Origin of the sequence: Nocardia otitidiscaviarum (genome assembly GCF_007362295.1) — a bacterium.
Classification (GTDB): domain Bacteria; phylum Actinomycetota; class Actinomycetes; order Mycobacteriales; family Mycobacteriaceae; genus Nocardia; species Nocardia otitidiscaviarum.
This window is the reverse complement of the sequence record NZ_CP041695.1, coordinates 6412113-6430541: the sequence shown is the minus strand read 5'-3', so window position 1 is coordinate 6430541 and position 18429 is coordinate 6412113. Positions and strand designations below refer to the sequence as shown.

19 protein-coding genes are annotated in these 18429 nt (G+C 68.5%); 7 read left to right on the top strand and 12 right to left on the bottom strand.

Annotated features, from left to right (window positions below):
- Nucleotides 1-18: 18 nt before the first annotated feature.
- From FOH10_RS28825 to zapE, 5 genes are all read right to left on the bottom strand, one after another.
- Complete coding sequence (locus FOH10_RS28825) at nucleotides 19-522, bottom strand: hypothetical protein (RefSeq protein WP_143983036.1); 504 nt, start codon at nucleotides 520-522, stop codon at nucleotides 19-21.
- Nucleotides 523-562: 40 nt separating this feature from the next.
- Nucleotides 563-1480, bottom strand: a complete 918-nt coding sequence (locus tag FOH10_RS28820) for a DUF4129 domain-containing protein (protein WP_244961416.1) — start codon at nucleotides 1478-1480, stop codon at nucleotides 563-565.
- A 278-nt stretch (nucleotides 1481-1758) separates the two neighbouring features.
- Nucleotides 1759-3120 (bottom strand): UDP-glucose dehydrogenase family protein, encoded by a 1362-nt coding sequence (locus FOH10_RS28815; protein WP_221938072.1) that lies wholly within the window; start codon nucleotides 3118-3120, stop codon nucleotides 1759-1761.
- 2 nt (nucleotides 3121-3122) lie between these two features.
- A complete protein-coding gene (locus tag FOH10_RS28810; RefSeq protein ID WP_143983035.1) occupies nucleotides 3123-4325 on the bottom strand; it encodes a glycosyltransferase family 4 protein in 1203 nt (400 codons plus the stop codon).
- 150 nt (nucleotides 4326-4475) lie between these two features.
- Complete coding sequence (gene zapE, locus FOH10_RS28805; RefSeq protein WP_143983034.1) at nucleotides 4476-5423, bottom strand: cell division protein ZapE; 948 nt, start codon at nucleotides 5421-5423, stop codon at nucleotides 4476-4478.
- A gap of 176 nt (nucleotides 5424-5599) precedes the next feature.
- Between zapE and FOH10_RS36160 the strand changes: the two genes are divergently transcribed.
- Both FOH10_RS36160 and FOH10_RS28795 read left to right on the top strand, forming a co-directional pair.
- The gene (locus FOH10_RS36160) at nucleotides 5600-5809 is read left to right on the top strand and encodes a type II toxin-antitoxin system VapB family antitoxin (protein ID WP_143983033.1); all 210 of its coding nucleotides are present in this window, start codon (nucleotides 5600-5602) and stop codon (nucleotides 5807-5809) included.
- Nucleotides 5806-6240, top strand: a complete 435-nt coding sequence (locus tag FOH10_RS28795; protein WP_244961415.1) for a PIN domain-containing protein — start codon at nucleotides 5806-5808, stop codon at nucleotides 6238-6240. The genes FOH10_RS36160 and FOH10_RS28795 overlap by 4 nt, the downstream gene beginning before the upstream one ends.
- A 68-nt stretch (nucleotides 6241-6308) precedes the next feature.
- On the opposite strand, the gene FOH10_RS28790 is transcribed toward FOH10_RS28795, so the two are convergent.
- Together FOH10_RS28790 and kstD are read right to left on the bottom strand one after the other, a co-directional pair.
- A complete protein-coding gene (locus FOH10_RS28790) occupies nucleotides 6309-7169 on the bottom strand; it encodes a MaoC family dehydratase (protein WP_143983032.1) in 861 nt (286 codons plus the stop codon).
- Between the two features lie 470 nt (nucleotides 7170-7639).
- A complete protein-coding gene (gene kstD / locus FOH10_RS28785) occupies nucleotides 7640-9361 on the bottom strand; it encodes a 3-oxosteroid 1-dehydrogenase (protein WP_425326109.1) in 1722 nt (573 codons plus the stop codon).
- Between the two features lie 143 nt (nucleotides 9362-9504).
- Between kstD and FOH10_RS28780 the strand changes: the two genes are divergently transcribed.
- From FOH10_RS28780 to dmpG, 3 genes are read left to right on the top strand one after another with little or no spacing between them, the layout of a single operon-like run.
- Entirely contained in the window at nucleotides 9505-10290 is a 786-nt protein-coding gene (locus tag FOH10_RS28780) for a 2-keto-4-pentenoate hydratase (RefSeq protein WP_143983030.1), read from the top strand.
- A gap of 42 nt (nucleotides 10291-10332) precedes the next feature.
- Entirely contained in the window at nucleotides 10333-11241 is a 909-nt protein-coding gene (locus tag FOH10_RS28775) for an acetaldehyde dehydrogenase (acetylating) (RefSeq protein ID WP_029925318.1), read from the top strand.
- 12 nt (nucleotides 11242-11253) lie between these two features.
- Nucleotides 11254-12303, top strand: a complete 1050-nt coding sequence (gene dmpG / locus FOH10_RS28770; RefSeq protein WP_143983029.1) for a 4-hydroxy-2-oxovalerate aldolase — start codon at nucleotides 11254-11256, stop codon at nucleotides 12301-12303.
- Nucleotides 12304-12359: 56 nt separating this feature from the next.
- Here dmpG and FOH10_RS28765 read toward each other — a convergent pair whose 3' ends face one another.
- Complete coding sequence (locus FOH10_RS28765) at nucleotides 12360-12641, bottom strand: DUF433 domain-containing protein (RefSeq protein ID WP_143983028.1); 282 nt, start codon at nucleotides 12639-12641, stop codon at nucleotides 12360-12362.
- 197 nt (nucleotides 12642-12838) lie between these two features.
- Between FOH10_RS28765 and FOH10_RS28760 the strand changes: the two genes are divergently transcribed.
- Together FOH10_RS28760 and FOH10_RS28755 are read left to right on the top strand one after the other, a co-directional pair.
- The gene (locus FOH10_RS28760; protein WP_143983027.1) at nucleotides 12839-13765 is read left to right on the top strand and encodes an NADP-dependent oxidoreductase; all 927 of its coding nucleotides are present in this window, start codon (nucleotides 12839-12841) and stop codon (nucleotides 13763-13765) included.
- Nucleotides 13766-13845: 80 nt separating this feature from the next.
- Nucleotides 13846-14778, top strand: coding sequence for an AraC family transcriptional regulator (locus FOH10_RS28755; protein ID WP_143983026.1), 933 nt, complete (start codon nucleotides 13846-13848; stop codon nucleotides 14776-14778).
- A 73-nt stretch (nucleotides 14779-14851) separates the two neighbouring features.
- On the opposite strand, the gene hsaB is transcribed toward FOH10_RS28755, so the two are convergent.
- From hsaB to hsaA, 4 genes are read right to left on the bottom strand one after another with little or no spacing between them, the layout of a single operon-like run.
- Nucleotides 14852-15436 carry a 3-hydroxy-9,10-secoandrosta-1,3,5(10)-triene-9,17-dione monooxygenase reductase subunit gene (hsaB, locus tag FOH10_RS28750; RefSeq protein WP_143984377.1) on the bottom strand — a complete coding sequence of 195 codons (585 nt, stop codon included), beginning with the start codon at nucleotides 15434-15436 and terminating at the stop codon, nucleotides 14852-14854.
- A gap of 14 nt (nucleotides 15437-15450) precedes the next feature.
- Complete coding sequence (hsaC, locus tag FOH10_RS28745) at nucleotides 15451-16350, bottom strand: iron-dependent extradiol dioxygenase HsaC (RefSeq protein WP_039809041.1); 900 nt, start codon at nucleotides 16348-16350, stop codon at nucleotides 15451-15453.
- Nucleotides 16351-16352: 2 nt separating this feature from the next.
- Nucleotides 16353-17231 (bottom strand): 4,5:9,10-diseco-3-hydroxy-5,9,17-trioxoandrosta-1(10),2-diene-4-oate hydrolase, encoded by an 879-nt coding sequence (hsaD, locus tag FOH10_RS28740; RefSeq protein ID WP_143983025.1) that lies wholly within the window; start codon nucleotides 17229-17231, stop codon nucleotides 16353-16355.
- Between the two features lie 3 nt (nucleotides 17232-17234).
- On the bottom strand, nucleotides 17235-18404 hold the full coding sequence (gene hsaA, locus FOH10_RS28735; protein ID WP_039809044.1) for a 3-hydroxy-9,10-secoandrosta-1,3,5(10)-triene-9,17-dione monooxygenase oxygenase subunit: 1170 nt from the start codon (nucleotides 18402-18404) through the stop codon (nucleotides 17235-17237).
- Nucleotides 18405-18429 lie beyond the last annotated feature (25 nt).

The window sequence follows — 18429 nt, the reverse complement described above, 5'->3', positions numbered from 1 at the left end:
CTTCTCGCATCTCGGGTGTCACATGTTCTGGAGGCGGCGCAGGATCTCGTCCAGCGCCGCGCGGCCCGGTGCGCGGGTGGTCTGGTCGCGCAGTGCGGAATTGGCCGGGTCCACCCAGCGCCACAGTTCCGGACCGAACTGCAGCACCCCGGCCGCTTCGGCGGCCCGCCGGTTCTTGGTGTGGCGGTGGCCGCTGGAGAGTTCGAATTCCTTGGCCAGCAGCGGTCGTAGGTGGCGGTCCCAGTCGGCGCGGGTGCCCTCGGAGCGTTCGGCCAGCATCTGTGCCCGCGCCTGCCAGCGGCGCAGCATCTCGGCCGGGCCGTTGTCCACCTCGTTGTCGGCCAGGTCGTCGCGTTCGGTGCGGCGGGCCCGCTCCACCAGCGACCAGATGAGCAGCGCCAGCGCCCCGGCCACCGGAACGGCGGCGACCATCAGCAGGGTTTCCCGCTGATTGCCGAAGGCCAGCACCTCGAACAGGGCCACCAGCAGCAGTGCGCCGATCACCACGGTCGTTCGGTTCATATCCGGACCCCCATCCAGACATGTTGTGCAGCAAGAATTTTCATACTTTTTGCCCCTGCAGATCCTGCAATACGATACGCAGCAGCTGCTCGGCCCGCATCCGCTGCCACTCCAACATGGAATGCGGGCTGAACCGGGCCTCCTCGAACAGCGCCACCAGCTCCCGCGCGGACGCGTCGTGCAGCACACCGCGTTCGAAGGCCCGCGCCAACACCTCGGACGGGGTGTCCGAGACCAGCGGGGCCACCTCGCGCGCCTGCGCCAGACCCCGTTCCATGGCCACGTAGCAGGCGATGATGGCGGTGCGCGGATCCTGGCCGGGCGCGATCATGGCCGCCAGGCCCATCTCCGCCACCTTGGCCAGCGAGACCATTTCGCGGGCCGCCGCCGGTGTGGGCGGCGTGGTGTGCGCCATCGGCCTGCGCCGCGAGCCCACCGCGACCACCACCAGACCCGCCATGGCCACCGCCACCAGCGCTACCGCTCCGGCCCCCACCAGCATGAGCGCGGTACCGGAGAGCCGGGGTGCGGTGCCGGGGTCGGGGGGCGTGGTATCCGGTACCGCGGTGGCGGTGTCCGAGGCGGTCGGGGCCGTGCGGTTCTCCGTCGGTGCGTCACGTGCGGGGCCGACCAGGAGTACCGAGACCACCGCGGTGAGCAGTAGGGCGAGGGCGGCCAGTCCGATCAGGATCAGCAGTCCGAGCCGGTTGAGCCGCCAGTGTTCGCCGCCGGAGTCCCGATCGGGTTCCGGCATGGCCAGCGGCAGCCGATGCTGGCTGTTGATGACGCCCGCGAGCAGGATCACCATCGAGACCAGCAGCAGGACCGGCATGAGGGCCACCGCCACCACCGGGGGTGTGTGCGGTGCGCGGGGGCCGCCGGTGCCGGGGATGTGGCCGCGCAGGGCGAGGACGGCCAGCACCAGGAGCGCGATCAGTCCGATCGCGCGCGATGCCACGGCTCGCACCCCGGTCACGAGCACCCCCAGCCAACCTGAGTCCTGCACAAAACAGGGTCATAGTTACATGCCAAGCGGTTCGTCGGGCGGGAAATGGCGAACACGGATTACCCGCGATCACCGCATAGGTCACCGGCTTTCGCGAAGTACCCAGATCACCGCGGATTCGCTTGTGAACTCGCACAACACCTGTGGGATCCGCAGCGCCGATCTGAAACGGGTTATCTCGAAGTTCGAATAGTCCGCGGACCCGTCGATGCCGACGTCACCGACCCCGCTCAGGCCGATTCCAGCAGCGGATCGACACGCCCGGCATCCGCCCGCCGCGCCACCAGCCGACCCAGCGCCCGGAAATCCCAGCCCGCGCTCAGCCAGGGTTCGGGATCCAGGGTGTTGCGGGCGTCGATGAGCACCCGGCGGCGCGCCACCGAACTCAGCAGCGCCGGATCGAGTTCGCGGAATTCGCGCCATTCGGTCAGATGCAGCACCACATCCGCGCCGAGTACCGCGGCCGTCGCGTTCGGCGCGTACCGCAGCTGGGGGGCGATCCGGCTGGCGGACCGGTTGGCCTCCGGGTCGTAGACGGTGACCTCGATTCCGGCGTGGTGCAGCCGCACGGCCACATCCAGAGCCGGGGAGTCGCGCACATCGTCGGAGAGCGGTTTGAACGCCGCGCCCAGCACCGCCACCCGGCCGGTGGGCCGCTCGTCGCCCAGTATCTCCAGGGTCTCCCGCACCACGCGCTCGCGGCGGCGCAGATTGATGGCGTCGACACTGTCGAGGAAGCGCACCGACTCCGGCACGCCCAATTCACCGGCGCGGGCGATGAGCGCGCGCACATCCTTGGGCAGACAGCCGCCGCCGTATCCCAGTCCCGCACCCAGGAATTTGCGGCCGATGCGGTCGTCGTGGCCGAGCGCGTCGGCCAGCAGGTTCACATCCGCGCCGGTGATCTCGCACAGTTCCGCCATCGCGTTGATGAACGAGATCTTCGTGGCGAGAAAGGCATTGGCCGACACCTTGACCAGCTCCGCGGTCGGCAGATTGGTGACCACCACCGGCGCGCCCTCGGCGATGGCGGCGGCGTACACCTGCCGCAGCGCCCATTCCGCGTCCGGCGTGGTGACGCCGAAGACCAGGCGATTCGGGTGCAGGGTGTCGTACACGGCGTGGCCCTCGCGGAGGAATTCCGGATTCCAGGCCAGTTCCACGGCGATGCCGCGCGGTGCGAGTTCGTCGATGCGGGCGGCGAGGGCCTCGGCGGTGCCCACCGGGACGGTGGACTTGCCGACGATCAGGCAGTTGCGGGTCAGCTGCGGCACCAGCCCCTCGATCGCCGCGTACAGCTGCGTGAGATCCGCCGCGCCCGTGGGGCTTTCCGGGGTTCCGACGCACAGGAAATGCACGTCGGCGAAGCTCGCGGCCTCGGCCAGCGAGGTGCCGAAGCTCAGGCGGCCCTGGTCGACGTGCGTGCTCAGCAGTTCCGGTAGGCCGGGTTCGTGGAAGGGCACCCGCCCCGCCGCCAGCGCGGCCGCCTTGGCGGCATTGTTGTCGACGCCCAGTACGTCGAATCCGAGTTCGGCCATGCCCGCGGCATGGGTCGCGCCGAGATATCCCGTGCCGATGACGGATATGCGCAACATCAGCAGGCCTCCTTGGTGAGCCGCTCGTCGCCACGACGCTCGGCGATGACCTCGCGGTAGTAGCCGACGAGCAGGTGGTTGACCGCCGCCCAGGAGCGGTTCCGCACACTCTGCTGGGCGGCGGCAGCGGTCCGGTTGCGCAGCGCGGGATCGTTCACGAGCTGCTCGACGAAGCCGACCATGGCGTCGGCATCGCCTGGGGGATAGAGGAATCCGGTGCCGGGCTCGACCACGTCCACGGGTCCCCCCGCGGCCGGTGCGACCACGGGCACGCCGGAGGCGAGGGCCTCCTGCGCTGCCTGGCAATAGGTTTCGTGACGGCCGGTGTGCACGAAGACGTCGAGGGAGGCGTACGCGGCGGCCAGCTCCTCGCCGTGCAGGACGCCGAGGAAGGCGGCGTGCGGCAGCAGTTTTCGCAGCCGCGCCTCCTCCGGCCCGCCACCCACCACGACCAGTCGCGTATTCGGCAGCCGCCGCAGGTGCGCGAGCAGTTCCAGTTCCTTCTCGGGAGCGAGGCGGCCGATATAGCCGACCAGGGCTTCGCCATGGGGGGCCAGGCGTTCTCGCAGTTCCCGGGAGCGGCGCGCCGGGTCGAACTGCTCCAGGTCCACCCCGCGCGGCCAATGCGCCAGGCCGGGCACGCCCATGAGCTCGAGCTGCCGCAGGCTCGCGGTGGACGGGGCCAGGGTGCGGTCCACCCGCAGATGGATGCGGCGGGTCAGCTCGGTCATGGCGCGCACGCCGCCGGGCAGGTCGTAGCGCTGCGCGAAGCCCACCAGATCGGTCTGGTAGATGGCGACCGAGGGCACATCCCGTTCGGCGGCGACCACGGCGGCCTGGTAGCCGAGGGTGGCCGGGGAGGCGATGTGCAGCACGTCGGGCTGGAAGGAGTCCATGATGCGGCGCAGGCGGCGGCGCGTCTCCAGCCCGATCCGGAAGTCGCGGTAGAACGGCAGCCGCGCGCCGCGGGCCACGTGCACCGGGAATCCGGCGTAACTCCGCGGACCGGTGGGGGCGAGCAGTTCGGCCTGGTGGCCCTCGGCGGCGAGATGGTCGAGTACCCGGCGCACCGAGTTGGTGACGCCGTTGACCTGTGGCAGGAAGGATTCGGCGACGACCAGCACCCGCAGTCGGTCTCCGCGCTGGTCGGCAAGGGGCAGAGGCTCGGAGCTCGATTCCCGGGCCTTGTTCAGGATTCGCATCGGGTCCCCTCCGGTCGGTGCTGCCTCCTGCAAGCACCGTAAGAAGCCGCCCGCAACGTCAGCCCCCGTGTGCGCTAACGGGACATGAACCCCGAACGTCGGTCCGGTCGGTGAGTTCACTCGGCCGTCAGACCCGCTTCGCGCACATGATCAATGCTGGTCGCGACCGTGAAATCGAAGGGTGCCGAGCCGGCTCAGCGCCCGCTCGAGATCCGCCACCCCGGCCACGTCCCGCCCCAGCTCGCTCCGGGCGACCCGCGCGTACACCCACAGCTCCAGGTCGGCGTCGTACAGCACATCGACCAGGTGTACGAACCGCATGACCCATTCCGGATCGACCGCACCGAGCGCGGGCACCTCGCAGACCGTCCAACGGTGAAATCTCCCGGTGAGTTCCAGGAAGTCCGCCGCCGACACCGGGATTCCGCACAGCCGCGCGAAATCGACGGTCAACGCCCCGGATTCGGCCCGCCGCGCGCGCACCATGCGGTGACCGATCGGCACCGCCACGTCACCGCGCACGCCGCAATCGCCGACGATGTACGCCCCACCCGCGAAGCCCCCGCCCGTCCCGCCCGCCGTGCGATAGTCCCGGGGACCGTCCACCGACACCACGTCGAGATGCTCGCGAATCCGCTCGATGGTCGGCACGAACAGGTGGTGGAACAGCGGATTGGGCAGCAGCCGCTCCGGCGGATAGTTCGAGGTCACCACCAGTGTGATGCGCCGCGCGAACAATGTATCGAGCAGCCGCGCGACCAGGGTGGCATCACCCGGATCATGTACGTGGAATTCGTCGAAGCACACCAGTTCGGCACCGTCCAACAGCGCGTCCACCGCCCCGCCGATGGAACCGGTCTCGTGCACGGCCCGATGCAATCGGGCGAAGAACCCGTGGAAATGAAAGCGCCGCTTGCGATCCGACCGCACCTCGGCGAAGAACCGATCCATGAGCATGGTCTTCCCCCGCCCCGGTCGCCCGTGCAGATACACCCCGCGCACCCGCCGCCACCGTCGCCCGAGCCGCCCGTCGAGGGCTGCCAGCCGCTGCGCCGCTACCGCCTGATCCGCGTCCAAGGCCACCGCGTCGACGCTCATCCCGCCCTCCTCGCCTCGACATCCGTCGAGGTCCCTCTACAGGTGTAGAGGCGAGCGAGAAGGCCCGCCAGGGAAGGTGATCATGTCCACACCGCCGGACCGCCATCCGGATGGCCCTCGGTGACGAATGACAGGAGTATTGATGGCTGGATTGTTGGAGATATATCATGAGCTATATGAAAACGATGATCGATTTGAATGACGAGGCGCTGGCACTGGCCGCCAAGGAGCTCGGAACCACCACCAAGAAGGACACGGTCAATGCCGCGCTCGAGTTCGTCGCGGCGCGCAGGCGGCGAATCGAGCAAGTGCTGAACGATCCTTTCGGCCTGGGGGTCGGCTCCGACATCGGGGACACCGAGATCATGCGCCAGGCTCGCCGTTGAGCGAGACCACCCCCCTGCGACTGCATCTGATCGACACCTCGGCAGCCGCCCGGGTCCGGCACGATGTCGTGCGAAAGGTGATCTCCGGACTCATCGTGGACCGGGCCGCCGCAACGTGCGCGACGGTCGATCTGGAGGCCGGATTCTCCGGCCGGAATCTGGCGGAGGTTCAGAAGGTCGCGCATGCGCGCCGCGCCGGCTACATCAACCTGCCGATCAACGAGTCCATCGCGGACCGTGCGCGTGAGGTACAGCTGTTGATGGCCCGGCACGGGCTGCATCGCGCAGCCGGGGTCATCGATCTATTGACGGCCGCCGTAGCCGAATTCCACGGTGCCGTACTCGTGCACTACGACTCCGACTTCGAGCACATCGCCGCCGTCACGCGGCAGCCGCACGTGTGGGTGGCACCTCCGGGGAGCATCGACTGAGACCGCGCGAAGGGGAACTGGTGGCGGCATCGGTCGAGTAGTCACCGCCACCAGTTCCCCTTCGGCGATTACGCGAGGGTGAGGGTGACGTCGTTGAGGACGGGGGCGTCGTCGCGCTCCACGACGGTGGCGGTGATGTGGAGGTCGTTGTCGGTGCGCCAGATTCGGGTGCGGATGGTTTCGCCGGGGTAGAGGACGCCGGCGAAGCGGGCGCGGAAGCCCTTGACGCGGGTGGCGTCTCGGTCCAGGACGGTGTCGGTGGCGGTTTTGAGGACCAGGCCGTAGGTGCACAGACCGTGCAGGATGGGGTTGGGGAAGCCGGCGTTGCGGGCGAATTCGGGGTCGGAGTGCAGGGGGTTGCGGTCGCCGCACATGCGGTAGAGCAGCGCCTGCTGCGGGAGGGTGGGGGTGAGGACGTCGAAATCGGGTGCGCGGTCGGGCAATTCGGTCTTGGAGGAGGGGCCGCGTTCGCCGCCGAAACCGCCCTCGCCCTTGGCGAAGATGGACGAGCGCGCGGTCCACAGGGGTTCGCCGTCGGAGCCGGTGACGGTGTCCTCGCGCCACACCACCGCGGCGGAGCCCTTGTCCCAGATATCGGTGACGCGGCCGACCGTGGTGGCCTTGCCGGAGGCGGGAATCGGGCGGTGCACCACGATCTCCTGACTGCCGTGCACCACCTTCGCCAGATCGATGTCGATACCGGTGAACCGCACCCTGGGCGGCTCGGTCTCGTGGAAGGTGGGCGCGACGGTGGCGAAGGACGGCAGCACCTGCGGCTCCCGATCATCGAGATACCGCAGTTCCGCCGCATCGGTCCACCGCGCGCCCGCCCCCAGCGCCAGGTGGTAGTGCTGCACATCGCTGGGCGACCAGGCGAACTCCCGCCCGGGGATCTCCGCGCCGAGCGCGCTGTTCAGGTCGATGGGCATGTGGTCTCCTCGTGAATCTCGGTGGGGCGGCGCTCCCAGGGCACCGCCGCGTCGTTGTCGGGGCTGTGGCCGCGCGGACGAACCCATGCGGCTTCGATCCTCTTGCCGCTTCTGTATCGGCGCAACCCCTGTGCTCGCTCGTCGGGAAGGTCCGAGCGGCCGCGTCGGGACCGATCGACCGGCGTCGCGTAGGGGTTGCCGCGTTCCTCGCGTTGTTCGGATATCAAGTCCCGCAAGAGGATTGCCGTTCTTCCGGGTGCGCGCTACCGTGGCCGTTCGGGGTCCACTTCGGGTGGCGGTCGCCCGTCGGGCCGGTATGCCCCCGGCGGGCGACCGCCGTGTATTCGGATGTATCGCGTATTCGGTTGTACCGCCCGTGGTGTGCAGGGCACCGGTGGGCGGGGGTGGGTTGGGCGCGCTCGCTGTGACCCGGACGCGCCCAACCCGATCCTGAACCGGGTTGGGACGGTTCAGGACGCTTCGGCGGCGGCCTCGCTCTGCTTCGCCTTGGCGGCGATATCGAGGACGGCCAGGTAGGCGAAGGTGATGGCCGGGCCGATGGTCGCGCCGGGCCCGGCGTAGGTGTGGCCCATGGCGGGGGTCGCGGTGTTGCCGGAGGCGTAGAGGCCCTCGATCACGGTGCCGTCCTCGCGCAGCACGCGTCCGGCGGTGTCGGCGACGAGCCCGCCCTTGGTGCCGAGGTCGCCGGGCACCATCTTGGCCGCGTAGAACGGCCCCTGCGCCAGCGCCGCCAGGCACGGGTTCGGCTTCACGGTGGGGTCACCGTAGTACCGGTCGTAGTGGCTCTTGCCGCGCCCGAAGTCCTCGTCCACCCCGGTTTCGGCGAACGAGTTGAACCGTTCCACGGTGGCGGTCAGATTCGCCGCGGGCACCCCGATCTTGGCGGCCAGCTCCGCGAGGGTGTCGGCCTTGACGATGTTGTCGTTTTCCATCCAGCGGGACGGAATCCGCTGACCAGGCTGCAATCCGGCGAAGATGTAGCGGTTGCGGTAGCGCTGGTCGAAGACCAGCCAGGCGGGGATGTTCTCGCCCGGACCGTCACCCTGCCCGTATTCGCCGCCGTACATGGTGTGCACGGCCTCGACGTAAGGAGCGGACTCATTACCGAATCGCTTGCCGTCGGCGTTGACCATGATGGTGCCGGGCAGATTCCGTTCGGCCAGTGCGAACCACGGCTTGCCGCCCTTGAAGATGGTCGGCCCCCACCAGGCGTCTTCCATGAAGTCCACCGCGCCCCCGGCCTCCATCCCGGCGATGATGCCGTCGCCGGTATTGGCCGCCGCGCCGGTGGTCCATTCGGTGCCGATGGGCTGCCGCTGGTACTTGGTGCGCATCTCGGCGTTGTGCTCGAAGCCGCCGCTGCCCAGCACCACGCCGTAGCGGGCGCGGAAGACGACGGGTTCGCCGTCGCGCAGCGCCTCCACGCCGACGACCCGGCCGTCCTCCACGACGAGCTTGGTCATCGGGGTCTCGAGCAGCACCGGCACGTTCGCGTCCATGAGCCCCTTGCGCATGGCGGCGATGATCGCCTGCCCCATGCCGAGGATGTGCTTGCCGGTCCATTTGGCGAGATAGGTGCGCGCGCCGACCCGCATGGCGCGCATGATGCCCTTGGGGTGGCGGCGGATGAGGTTCAGCCGCACGAAGTCGGCCTGCATGACCACGACGTTGAGCGGGGCCTTGGCGTAGGGCGGCTCCAGTTTGAAGCGCTCCTCACCGAGGATCTTGGCATTGAACGGCGCGGGTTCGCAGGAGCGGCCCTCGCCTCGGCCGCCGGGTGCCTCCGGGTAGTAGTCGGAGTAGCCGGGCACCCACTTCATCTTCAGCGGGGTGTGGTCGAGCACGAAGTCGAAGGCTTCCGCGCCGCGGTCGATGTAGGTGTCGATCCGGTCCGCGGGCACCACGTCGCCGATGATGCTGTGCAGGTAGGTGCGGGCTTCCTCGCGGTCGTCGGGTCGTCCGGCGGCTTTCAGCGCCTTGTTGCCGGGAATCCACACGCCTCCACCCGAGCGTGCGGTGGATCCGCCGTAGTGGGGTGCCTTCTCGATGAGCACCGCACGCAGCCCGTGGTGGGCGGCGGTGAGCGCGGCGGTCATTCCGGCGGCTCCGCTGCCGACCACCACCACGTCGTAGCTGTGCTCGCTACTAACCGGATCGTTCATGTAGAACACGTTATAGAATCAAACCAGGTTTGGTCTATCTTGGTCTGGCAGCTGGGACTCTCGGGGCGAAACCCCGATACGAAACTCGTTTCAGTTCCTATGCTCGGTACGGCCCGGGTCAACGGCCTGACCCTCGATGGAAGGAAACAAGCGTGCTGTCCGACGCGGTACGGAAGGAACTGGCAGAAGAGCTCGCGGTCGCCGAACGGGATCGGGTGCCGCTCGATCCGCTGGTGGCGCGGTATGCGGACATCGACGTCGTCGACGCGTACGAGATCCAGCTCATCAATATCCGGCAGCGGGTCGGCGGCGGCGCACGTGTGATCGGTCACAAGGTCGGGCTCTCCTCCAAGGCCATGCAGCAGATGATGGGCGTGGACGAACCCGACTACGGCCACCTGCTCGCGGAAATGGAAGTGTTCGAGGACATTCCGGTGGACACCTCGAAATACCTGTACCCGCGGGTGGAGGTCGAGGTGGGATTCGTGCTGGGCACGGATCTGCCGGGCGAGGACTGCACCGAGGCCGACGTGCTGGCGGCGACCGTCGCCTACGCACCCGCCATCGAGTTGATCGACACCCGCATCAAGGAGTGGAAGATCGGCCTGTGCGACACCATCGCCGACAACGCCTCCTCGGCGGGCTGGGTGCTGGGTCCGCAGCGGGTCGCCCCGGATCAGTTGGACATCAAGAAGATCGACGCCGTGCTCACCCGCAATGGTGAGGTGGTGGCGGAGGGACGCAGCGACGCCGTACTCGGCGATCCGACCATCGCGGTGGCGTGGCTGGCACGCAAGGTCGCCTCGTTCGGGGTGCGTTTGAAGAAGGGCGACATCGTGCTGCCCGGTTCCTGCACCCGCGCCATCGACGCCCGTCCGGGCGACGACTTCACCGCCGAGTTCGCCGGACTCGGTTCCGTCCGTCTGCGTTTCAGCTGAGCAGACGTTTCCGCTGAGAAGACACCGAGTAGGAGAACTGCCGTGACTGCGAACAAGGTCACCGCCGCGATCGTCGGATCCGGCAATATCAGCACCGATCTGCTGTACAAACTGCTGCGGTCGGAGAAGATAGAGCCGCGCTGGATGATCGGCATCGACCCGGACTCCGAGGGCCTGAAGCGGGCCCGCGGACTGGGCCTGGAGACCTCGGCCGAGGGCGCGGACTGGCTGCTCGCCCTGCCCGACAAGCCCGATCTGCTCTTCGAAGCCACCTCGGCGTACGTGCATCGCGCCTACGCGCCCAAGTACGAGGCCGCCGGTATCCGTGCCGTCGACCTCACCCCCGCCGCCGTCGGCCCGGCCGTGATTCCGCCGGTCAACCTGGATTCGCTGGTGGAAGCCCCGAACGTCAATATGATCACTTGCGGCGGGCAGGCCACCATTCCCATGGTGGCGGCCGTATCCCGGGTGGTGCCGGTGGAATACGCGGAGATCGTGGCGTCGGTGTCCTCGGTGTCGGCCGGTCCCGGCACCCGCGCCAATATCGACGAGTTCACCAAGACCACCTCCAAGGGCGTGGAGACCATCGGTGGGGCCAAGCGCGGCAAGGCCATCATCATCCTGAATCCGGCCGAACCGCCGATGATCATGCGCGACACCATTTTCTGCGCGATTCCCGAGGACGCCGACCGCGACGCCATCGCCGAATCCATCCACGCCATGGAGAAGTCCATCCAGGAGTACGTGCCCGGCTACCGGCTGCTCAACGAACCGCAGTTCGACGAGCCGTCGCTGGTTTCCGGTGGCATGGCGAAGGTTTCGATCTTCGTGGAGGTGGAGGGCGCGGGCGACTTCCTGCCGCCGTACGCGGGCAACCTCGACATCATGACCGCCGCCGCCACCCGGGTGGGCGAGGTCGTGGCCGATCAGATCCTCTCGGCTCGGGTGTAAGGAGATTTCATCATGGACAACGTGTTCAAGCCCTATTCGGGCGAACTCGATGTGCGCGTCACCGACACCTCGCTGCGGGACGGCTCACATCACAAGCGCCACCAGTTCACCGTCACCGAGGTGCGCGATATCGTCGCCGCCCTCGATGCCTCCGGGGTGCCGGTCATCGAGGTCACGCACGGCGACGGCCTGGGCGGCTCCTCGTTCAACTACGGGTTCTCCAAAACCCCGGAGCAGGAACTGATCAAGGCCGCTGCGGAGACCGCCAAGCGCGCCAAGATCGCCTTCCTCATGCTGCCGGGCGTCGGCGTCAAGGAAGACATCAAGATCTCGCAGGACAATGGCGCGAGCATCTGCCGCATCGCCACCCACTGCACCGAGGCCGACGTGTCGATCCAGCACTTCGGGCTGGCACGGGAACTCGGGCTGGAGACCGTCGGCTTCCTCATGATGGCGCACAGCACCACCCCGGAGATGCTGGCCAAACAGGGCCGCATCATGGCCGACGCGGGCTGCCAGTGCGTGTACGTGGTGGACTCCGCCGGCGCGCTGGTGCTGGAGCAGGTCACCGACCGGGTGGCGGCGCTGGTCGCCGAACTCGGTGACGACGCGCAGGTCGGCTTCCACGGTCACGAGAACCTGGGCCTGGCCGTGGCGAACTCGGTGTACGCGGTGCGCGCGGGCGCCACCCAGATCGACGGTTCCGCACGGCGTTTCGGCGCGGGCGCGGGCAATCTGCCGGTGGAGGCGTTCATCGGCGTCTGCGACAAGCTCGGCATCAAGACCGGCGTCGACTTCTTCGCCGTCACCGATGCGGCCGAGGATGTGGTCCGCCCGGCCATGCCCGCGGAATGCCTGCTCGACCGTCAGGCGCTCATGATGGGGTACGCGGGCGTCTACTCCTCGTTCCTGCGGCATGCGGAGCGGCAGGCCGAGCGGTACGGCGTCTCCGCCGCCGAGATGCTGGTGCGCGCGGGTCAGCGCAAGCTGGTCGGCGGTCAGGAGGATCAGCTCATCGACATCGCCCTGGAGTTGCAGCGGGAGCAGGCGGCCAGCGCCTGAACCCGGGCCTCCCCGCCGACGGGAAGACGGCGCTGCCGCTCACCCGCGCCGGATGGCTACCCTGAGACTGCCGCTGAGCTCGGAGGGACAACTGAACTCGGGGGCATGCCGGGCCGCGACCCACAGGTCGCGGCCCGGTTCGCTGCACCGGCCGCGTACCGCCACACCGCGAGTAGATCCTCGCGCTCGAGCATGGGACTGTCGGCAAGGATCTCCTCGACGCCCACACCCGCCCCGAGGAGATCCGCCAGCAGCGCCACCGGATACCGCAGCCCCCGGACCGTGGGCAGCCCCCGGCAGATGTCGGGATCGGATGTGATGCGCTCCATGTCGGCCATGGCCTCGAACGCTACGCGCGAACAGTAACCCTTCTCTGAGGCCGCGATGTCCGGGCCCTGTGGTCTCGGCTACCGTCCGGTCCGTCTCTTCCGAAAGACTGTGAGACCAAATTTGGAGATTCTGAGCCATACATCGTCTTCGTGATCATTCGTAGTGTTGCCGTATCGGATCGAACGGAACAACGGTGGGAGTGACAATGCGAGCGGTGATTCAGAAGTCGGTCGGCGGGCCCGAGGTGCTCGAGGTCGCCGAGATCGAACGGCCGGAACTGCTGTCGGGTGAAGTGCTGGTGCGGGTGCACGCCAGCTCGGTGAACCCGGTCGACGTGGCGGTGCGGGCGGGCGCCATCCCGCTGCTGGGCGAGCCGCCCTTCGGCGTCGGCTGGGATATCTCCGGCGTGGTCGAGGCCGTCGCCCCGGGTGCGCGGTACGCGGTCGGCGAGGAGGTCTACGGCATGCCGTTCTTCCCGCGCGCCGCCACCGGCTACGCGGAATACGTGGCCACGCCCTCGCGTCAGGTGGCGCGTAAGCCCAAGTCCCTCAGCCACGTCGAGGCCGCCGCCCTGCCGCTGGCCGCGCTCACCGCCTGGCAGGGCCTGGTCGACAGGGCCGGGATCGCGGCGGGCGACCGGGTGCTGATCCACCGGGCGGCCGGTGGTGTCGGCCATCTGGCCGTGCAGATCGCCAAGGCCCGCGGGGCGCACGTGATCGCACTGGCCAGCGCCGCCAAGCACGACTTCGTGCGGGAACTGGGCGCGGACGAGGTGATCGACTACCGCACCACCGACTACGCCGAGGTGCTGCGTGACCTCGACGTGGTCCTCGACTCCAATGCCGACGGTGAGCGCTCGCTGCGGGTGCTGAAGCCGGGCGGTGTGCTGGTGAGCATCATGGAGCACTTCAACCCCGAGCGGGCGGCGCAGGTGGAGGACGCGGGCCGCCGCTTCGCCGGAGTCTCGGTCGAACCCGACTACGCCGCGTTGGAGGCCATCGCGGAACTGGTGGACGCGGGCAAGATCCGCCCGCACGTCTCGCGCACGCTCCCACTCGAGGAGGCGGCCACCGCCCACGAGCTGGTGGGGTCGGGGCAGACTGTGGGCAAGATCGTGCTGGCGGTGAACTGACCGCCGCGGATCGCGGGCGGCCCGCCACCCCTGACGGTGGCCGGACCGTGCGCGCGGTCGTCGCAGGAAGGAGTGAGTGGATGGACGTGCTCAGTGAGGCGCTGGCGTCGATGCGGACGGGTGCGCCCAACTCGGTGCGCACCGATGGGCGCGCGCCGTGGGCGATGCGGTTGCCGGAGGTGCTGGGCGCGGGATTTCACGTGGTGCTGCACGGGACGTGCTGGATCATCCCCTCCGCCGAGTCGTCCGAGGCGGTGGCGCTCGGGCCCGGCGATGTGATCTTCCTGCGCGACGGCGCGGGCCACATCCTCGCCGACCGTCCCGACACTCCGCCGGAAGAGCCTCGGCCGGAACAGTATTCGGGACGGCCGCCGGTGGGCGCGGTATCCATCGGCGGGGACGGCCCGCTCACCAGCCTGCTGTGCGGCAACTACCACCTGGACGGGTCGCGGCGGCATCCGCTGCTGCGGCAGCTGCCGGAGTTCATCCACCTGCCCGCCCGGCACGGGCACCACCCGGAGCTGACCGCCGCCGTGCAGCTGCTCGGCGCGGAGCTGGACAATCCACGTATCGGCTCGCACGGCATCGTGCCCGCGCTCATCGATTCCCTGCTGCTGTACATTCTGCGGGCTTGGATAGAGGAGCAGCCCGCCTCGGAATCGGTGGGCTGGGCCGCCGCGCTGCGGGATCCGGCCGTCGCCCCCGCCCTGGCCGCCATCCACGCCGACCCCGGGGCCGCCTGGACGGTGCAATCCCTGGCCGACCGCGCGGGCCTGTCCCGCGCCGCCTTCGCCAAACGCTTCGCCACCATGGTCGGCGAACCGCCGCTCGCCTACCTCACCCGCTGGCGGCTCACCACCGCCGCCCGGCTGCTGCGCGAAGACGACATCCCGGTCGGCCAGATCGCCGCCCGCACCGGGTACACCTCCGAATTCGCCTTCGGCAAAGCCTTCAAGCGCGAATACGGCCTGCCGCCGGGGCAATACCGCCGCCAGATCCGGGTTGCCGCCTGACGGGACGACAACCGGCCCCCGCGAACAGGGTTCGCGGGGGCCGGTCGACGTCAGCGTATTGCTTCGAACCCTCCTACAACCAGGTGTCCAACGTGGTGGTGGTGAGGAAGTGCTCCAAATCGGCGCGCCACGGCGCGGGCTTGGTCTTCTCCGGCTCGATGGCCGTGTACTGCCCCCGGTAGAACAACAGCGGCCTGCCGGAAGCCGTGGCTTCCGACAGGGCCAGGACCCGTCCGATCACGATGAAGTGATCGCCGCCGTCGCGCACATCGGCCACCGTGCACTGGATCGTGGCCAATGCGCCGTCCAGCACCGGGAGGTCCAGATCCGAGGTGTGCCAGGGGGTTCCGGCGAACTTGTCGGGTTCGCGGGAACCGAAGCGGGCGCACACCTCCTGCTGGTCCTCGGCGAGGATGCTCACGCTGAACCGCCCGTTGCGTTCGATGGCCGCCCAGGAGCGTGAGCCCTTGGTGGGGCAGAACAGCACCAGCGGCGGTTCCAGGGACAGGGCGGCGAAGGACTGACAGGCGAACCCGATCGGCGTCTTCACTCCCTCGACCTCGTCGAAGGTGGTGATGATCGTGATGCCGGTGCAGAACTGCCCCAGCACATTCCGGAACCCGCGTCCGTCGATCTCCGGGTACTCCTCGGTCGTCATCTCCGCCCCGTCGCTCACTTGAATCCCACGCTGAAGTCGTGACCCCACAGGCTGACCGCCGTCGATTCCCGCGCGATCCACGACTCGTCCTCGACTTCCAAACCCTCACAGCCGAATTCGATATCGAACCCGCCGGGCGTCTTCATATAGAACGACAGCATCTTGTCGTTGATGTGCCGCCCCAGCGTGGCCGACATCTTCACCTTCTTGCGCAGGGCGCGGTCCAGGCAGAGCCCGACATCGTCGGAGTTCTCCACCTCCACCATGAGGTGCACGATACCGGTGGGGTTGGGCAGCGGCAGGAAGGCCAGCGAGTGATGGCGCGGATTGCAGCCGTAGAACCGCAGCCAGGCCGGATCGCCGTCGGCGGGCCGCCCCACCATCTGCGGCGGCAGCCGCATGGAGTCGCGCAGCCGGAAGCCCAGCACATCCTGGTAGAACGCCTGTGCGGCAGCGTCGTCGGTGCAGGTGAGCACCACGTGCCCGAGCCCCTGCTCGGCGGTGACGAACTTGTGCCCGTACGGGCTCACGAACCGCCGCGCCAGGTACTGCGCCCCGTGGAACGCCTCCAGCACATTGCCGGAGGGGTCCTCGAAGCGGATCATGTTCTCCACCCGCCGATCCGCGAGCTCCTCCTTGGTGGCCTCCTTGAACGCCACCCCGTGCTCGGACAGCCGCTCCCGCAGCGCTTGCAGCGCCGGGGCGTCCACCACCTCCCAGCCGGAGACCAGCAGCCGGTCCTTGTCGCCGGGGACGATCACCAGCCGCGCCGGAAAGTCGTCCATCCGCAGGTAGAGGGCATCCGGATCGGGGCCGGGAGCCTCCATCATGCCGAGTACCTTGAGCCCGTAGTCGCGCCAGGCCGCCATATCGGTGGCCTCGATGCGCATATATCCGAGCGCTCGAATTCCCATGCTCACTTCTCCTTGACACCGAGCAGGAAGTCGGTTGCCAGCCGGTTGAATTCGTGGAACTTCTCCAGCTGAGCCCAGTGGCCGCAACCGCCGAACACGTGCAGCTGCACCCGCGGAATCATCTTCAACGCCACCAGTGCGCCGTCGATCGGGTTCACGCGATCCTCACGGCCCCAGATCATCAGCACCGGCTGCCGCAGCTTGTAGGCGTCGCGCCAGATCATGCCCTTGGCGAAATCCGCTCCGGCGAAGGACTTCCCCATGGCGCGGGTGGCGGCCAGTGCCTCGGGCGCGGAGGCGGAGGCGAAGCGTTCCTCGATGAGTTCCGGCGTGATGAGCGACTGGTCGAACACCATGATCCGCAGGAACGCCTCCAGGTTCTCCTTGGTGGGCTCGACATTGAACTTGGACAGCAGCTTCACGCCCTCGGTGGGGTCCGGCGCGAACAGGTTGGTGCTCAGTCCGCCCGGACCCATGAGCACGAGCTTGCCCGCCCGGTCCGGGAAGTCCAGCGCGAACCGGGTGGCCGTGCCGCCGCCGAGCGAATTGCCGAGCAGGTGAACGCGTTCGGTGATCTCCAGGGTGTCCAGCAGATCCTTCAGCGCGGTGGAGCTGTGCACGAAGTACTGCGGGTGGTCCACCGGCTTGTCGGAGCGTCCGAAGCCGGGCTGGTCCACGGCGAGGACGTGAAAGTCCTTGGCCAGCACCGGAATGTTCTTGGCGAAGTTGGACCACGAGCTCGCGCCCGGACCGCCGCCGTGCAGCAGCACGATGGTGGGGCCGTTGCCGACGCCCGCCTCGTGGTAGTGCAGCGTCAGATCCGGCCGCACCTGCGCGTAGCGCGAGGTGGATTCGAAGGTGATTTCTCCCACTGCGGTCATCGGCTACACCATCGTATCCGCGATCGGGAGCCCGAAGGCGTGGGTGCCGTACATGACGTAGGCGCGCTCGGGATCATTGGCGGCGTGCACGCGTCCGGCGTGCGCGTCCCGCCAGAACCGCTGCAGCGGAGTGCCGTTCGCCAGTGCGGTGGCACCGGACGCCTCGAACAGCTTGTCGATGGAGGAGATGGCGCGACCGGTGGCGCGGACCTGGTCGCGGCGGGCGCGAGCCCGCAGGTCGAAGGGGACTTCGCGACCCTCGACGAGGTAGGCGTACTCATCGGCCACATTGCCCGACAGCTGCCGCCACGCCGCGTCGATATCGCTGGCGGCCTCGGCGATGCGCACCTTGCCGAACGGATCGTCCTTGGCGTTCTCGCCCGCGTAGGCCGCGCGCACCCGCTTGCCCTGATGTTCCACGTGCGCCTCCAGCGCGCCGTAGGCCATGCCGACGATCGGGGTGGAGATGGTGGTGGGGTGGATGGTGCCCCACGGCATCTTGTACACCGGATCGGTATTCTGCTCCAGGCCAGGAGATTTCAGATCGCTCATGGCACGGAAACTGAGGAAGCGGTGCTTGGGTACGAACACGTTCTCGACCACGACCGTGTTGGATCCGGTACCGCGCAGGCCGACCACGTTCCACACGTCGTCGATGCGGTATTCGGTGCGGGGGATGAGGAACGAGCCGAAATCGACCGGCTTGCCGTTCTTGATCACCGGTCCGCCCACGACCACCCAGTCGGCGTGATCGGAGCCGGAGGACCAGGCCCACGAGCCCTTCACGGTGTAGCCGCTGCCGTCCTCGGTCACCACGCCCGCACCCATGGGCGCGTACGACGAGGAGATGCGGACGTCGGTGTCCTCGCCCCAGACCTCTTCCTGCGCCCGCTGGTCGAACAGGGCCAGGTGCCAGTTGTGCACGCCGATGATGCCCGCCACCCAGCCGGTGGATCCGCAGGCGCTCGCGATCTTGCGCACGGTGTCGTAGAAGACGACCGGGTCGGCGGCGTGCCCGCCCCACTGGCGCGGTTGCAGCAGCTTGAAGAACCCGGTCTCCTGCAGATCCTTGACGGACTCCTCGGGCAGGCGGCGCAGGTCCTCCGCCTCCTGTGCGCGGTCGCGCAACGTGGGCAGCAGCGCCTCGACCCGCTCCACTACTTCTTGCGTCATCTCGCCAGTTGCTCCTGCCTGGTAG

What these genes read in the sequence shown, in the direction of transcription:
- FOH10_RS28825 (WP_143983036.1), bottom strand. Translation starts at nt 522, where the DNA reads ATGAACCGAACGACCGTGGTGATCGGCGCACTGCTGCTGGTGGCCCTG.
- FOH10_RS28810 (WP_143983035.1), bottom strand. Translation starts at nt 4,325, where the DNA reads ATGCGAATCCTGAACAAGGCCCGGGAATCGAGCTCCGAGCCTCTGCCC.
- zapE (WP_143983034.1), bottom strand. Translation starts at nt 5,423, where the DNA reads ATGAGCGTCGACGCGGTGGCCTTGGACGCGGATCAGGCGGTAGCGGCG.
- FOH10_RS36160 (WP_143983033.1), top strand. Translation starts at nt 5,600, where the DNA reads ATGAAAACGATGATCGATTTGAATGACGAGGCGCTGGCACTGGCCGCC.
- FOH10_RS28790 (WP_143983032.1), bottom strand. Translation starts at nt 7,169, where the DNA reads ATGCCCATCGACCTGAACAGCGCGCTCGGCGCGGAGATCCCCGGGCGG.
- dmpG (WP_143983029.1), top strand. Translation starts at nt 11,254, where the DNA reads ATGGACAACGTGTTCAAGCCCTATTCGGGCGAACTCGATGTGCGCGTC.
- FOH10_RS28765 (WP_143983028.1), bottom strand. Translation starts at nt 12,641, where the DNA reads ATGGCCGACATGGAGCGCATCACATCCGATCCCGACATCTGCCGGGGG.
- FOH10_RS28760 (WP_143983027.1), top strand. Translation starts at nt 12,839, where the DNA reads ATGCGAGCGGTGATTCAGAAGTCGGTCGGCGGGCCCGAGGTGCTCGAG.
- FOH10_RS28755 (WP_143983026.1), top strand. Translation starts at nt 13,846, where the DNA reads ATGGACGTGCTCAGTGAGGCGCTGGCGTCGATGCGGACGGGTGCGCCC.
- hsaB (WP_143984377.1), bottom strand. Translation starts at nt 15,436, where the DNA reads ATGACGACCGAGGAGTACCCGGAGATCGACGGACGCGGGTTCCGGAAT.
- hsaC (WP_039809041.1), bottom strand. Translation starts at nt 16,350, where the DNA reads ATGGGAATTCGAGCGCTCGGATATATGCGCATCGAGGCCACCGATATG.
- hsaD (WP_143983025.1), bottom strand. Translation starts at nt 17,231, where the DNA reads ATGACCGCAGTGGGAGAAATCACCTTCGAATCCACCTCGCGCTACGCG.
- hsaA (WP_039809044.1), bottom strand. Translation starts at nt 18,404, where the DNA reads ATGACGCAAGAAGTAGTGGAGCGGGTCGAGGCGCTGCTGCCCACGTTG.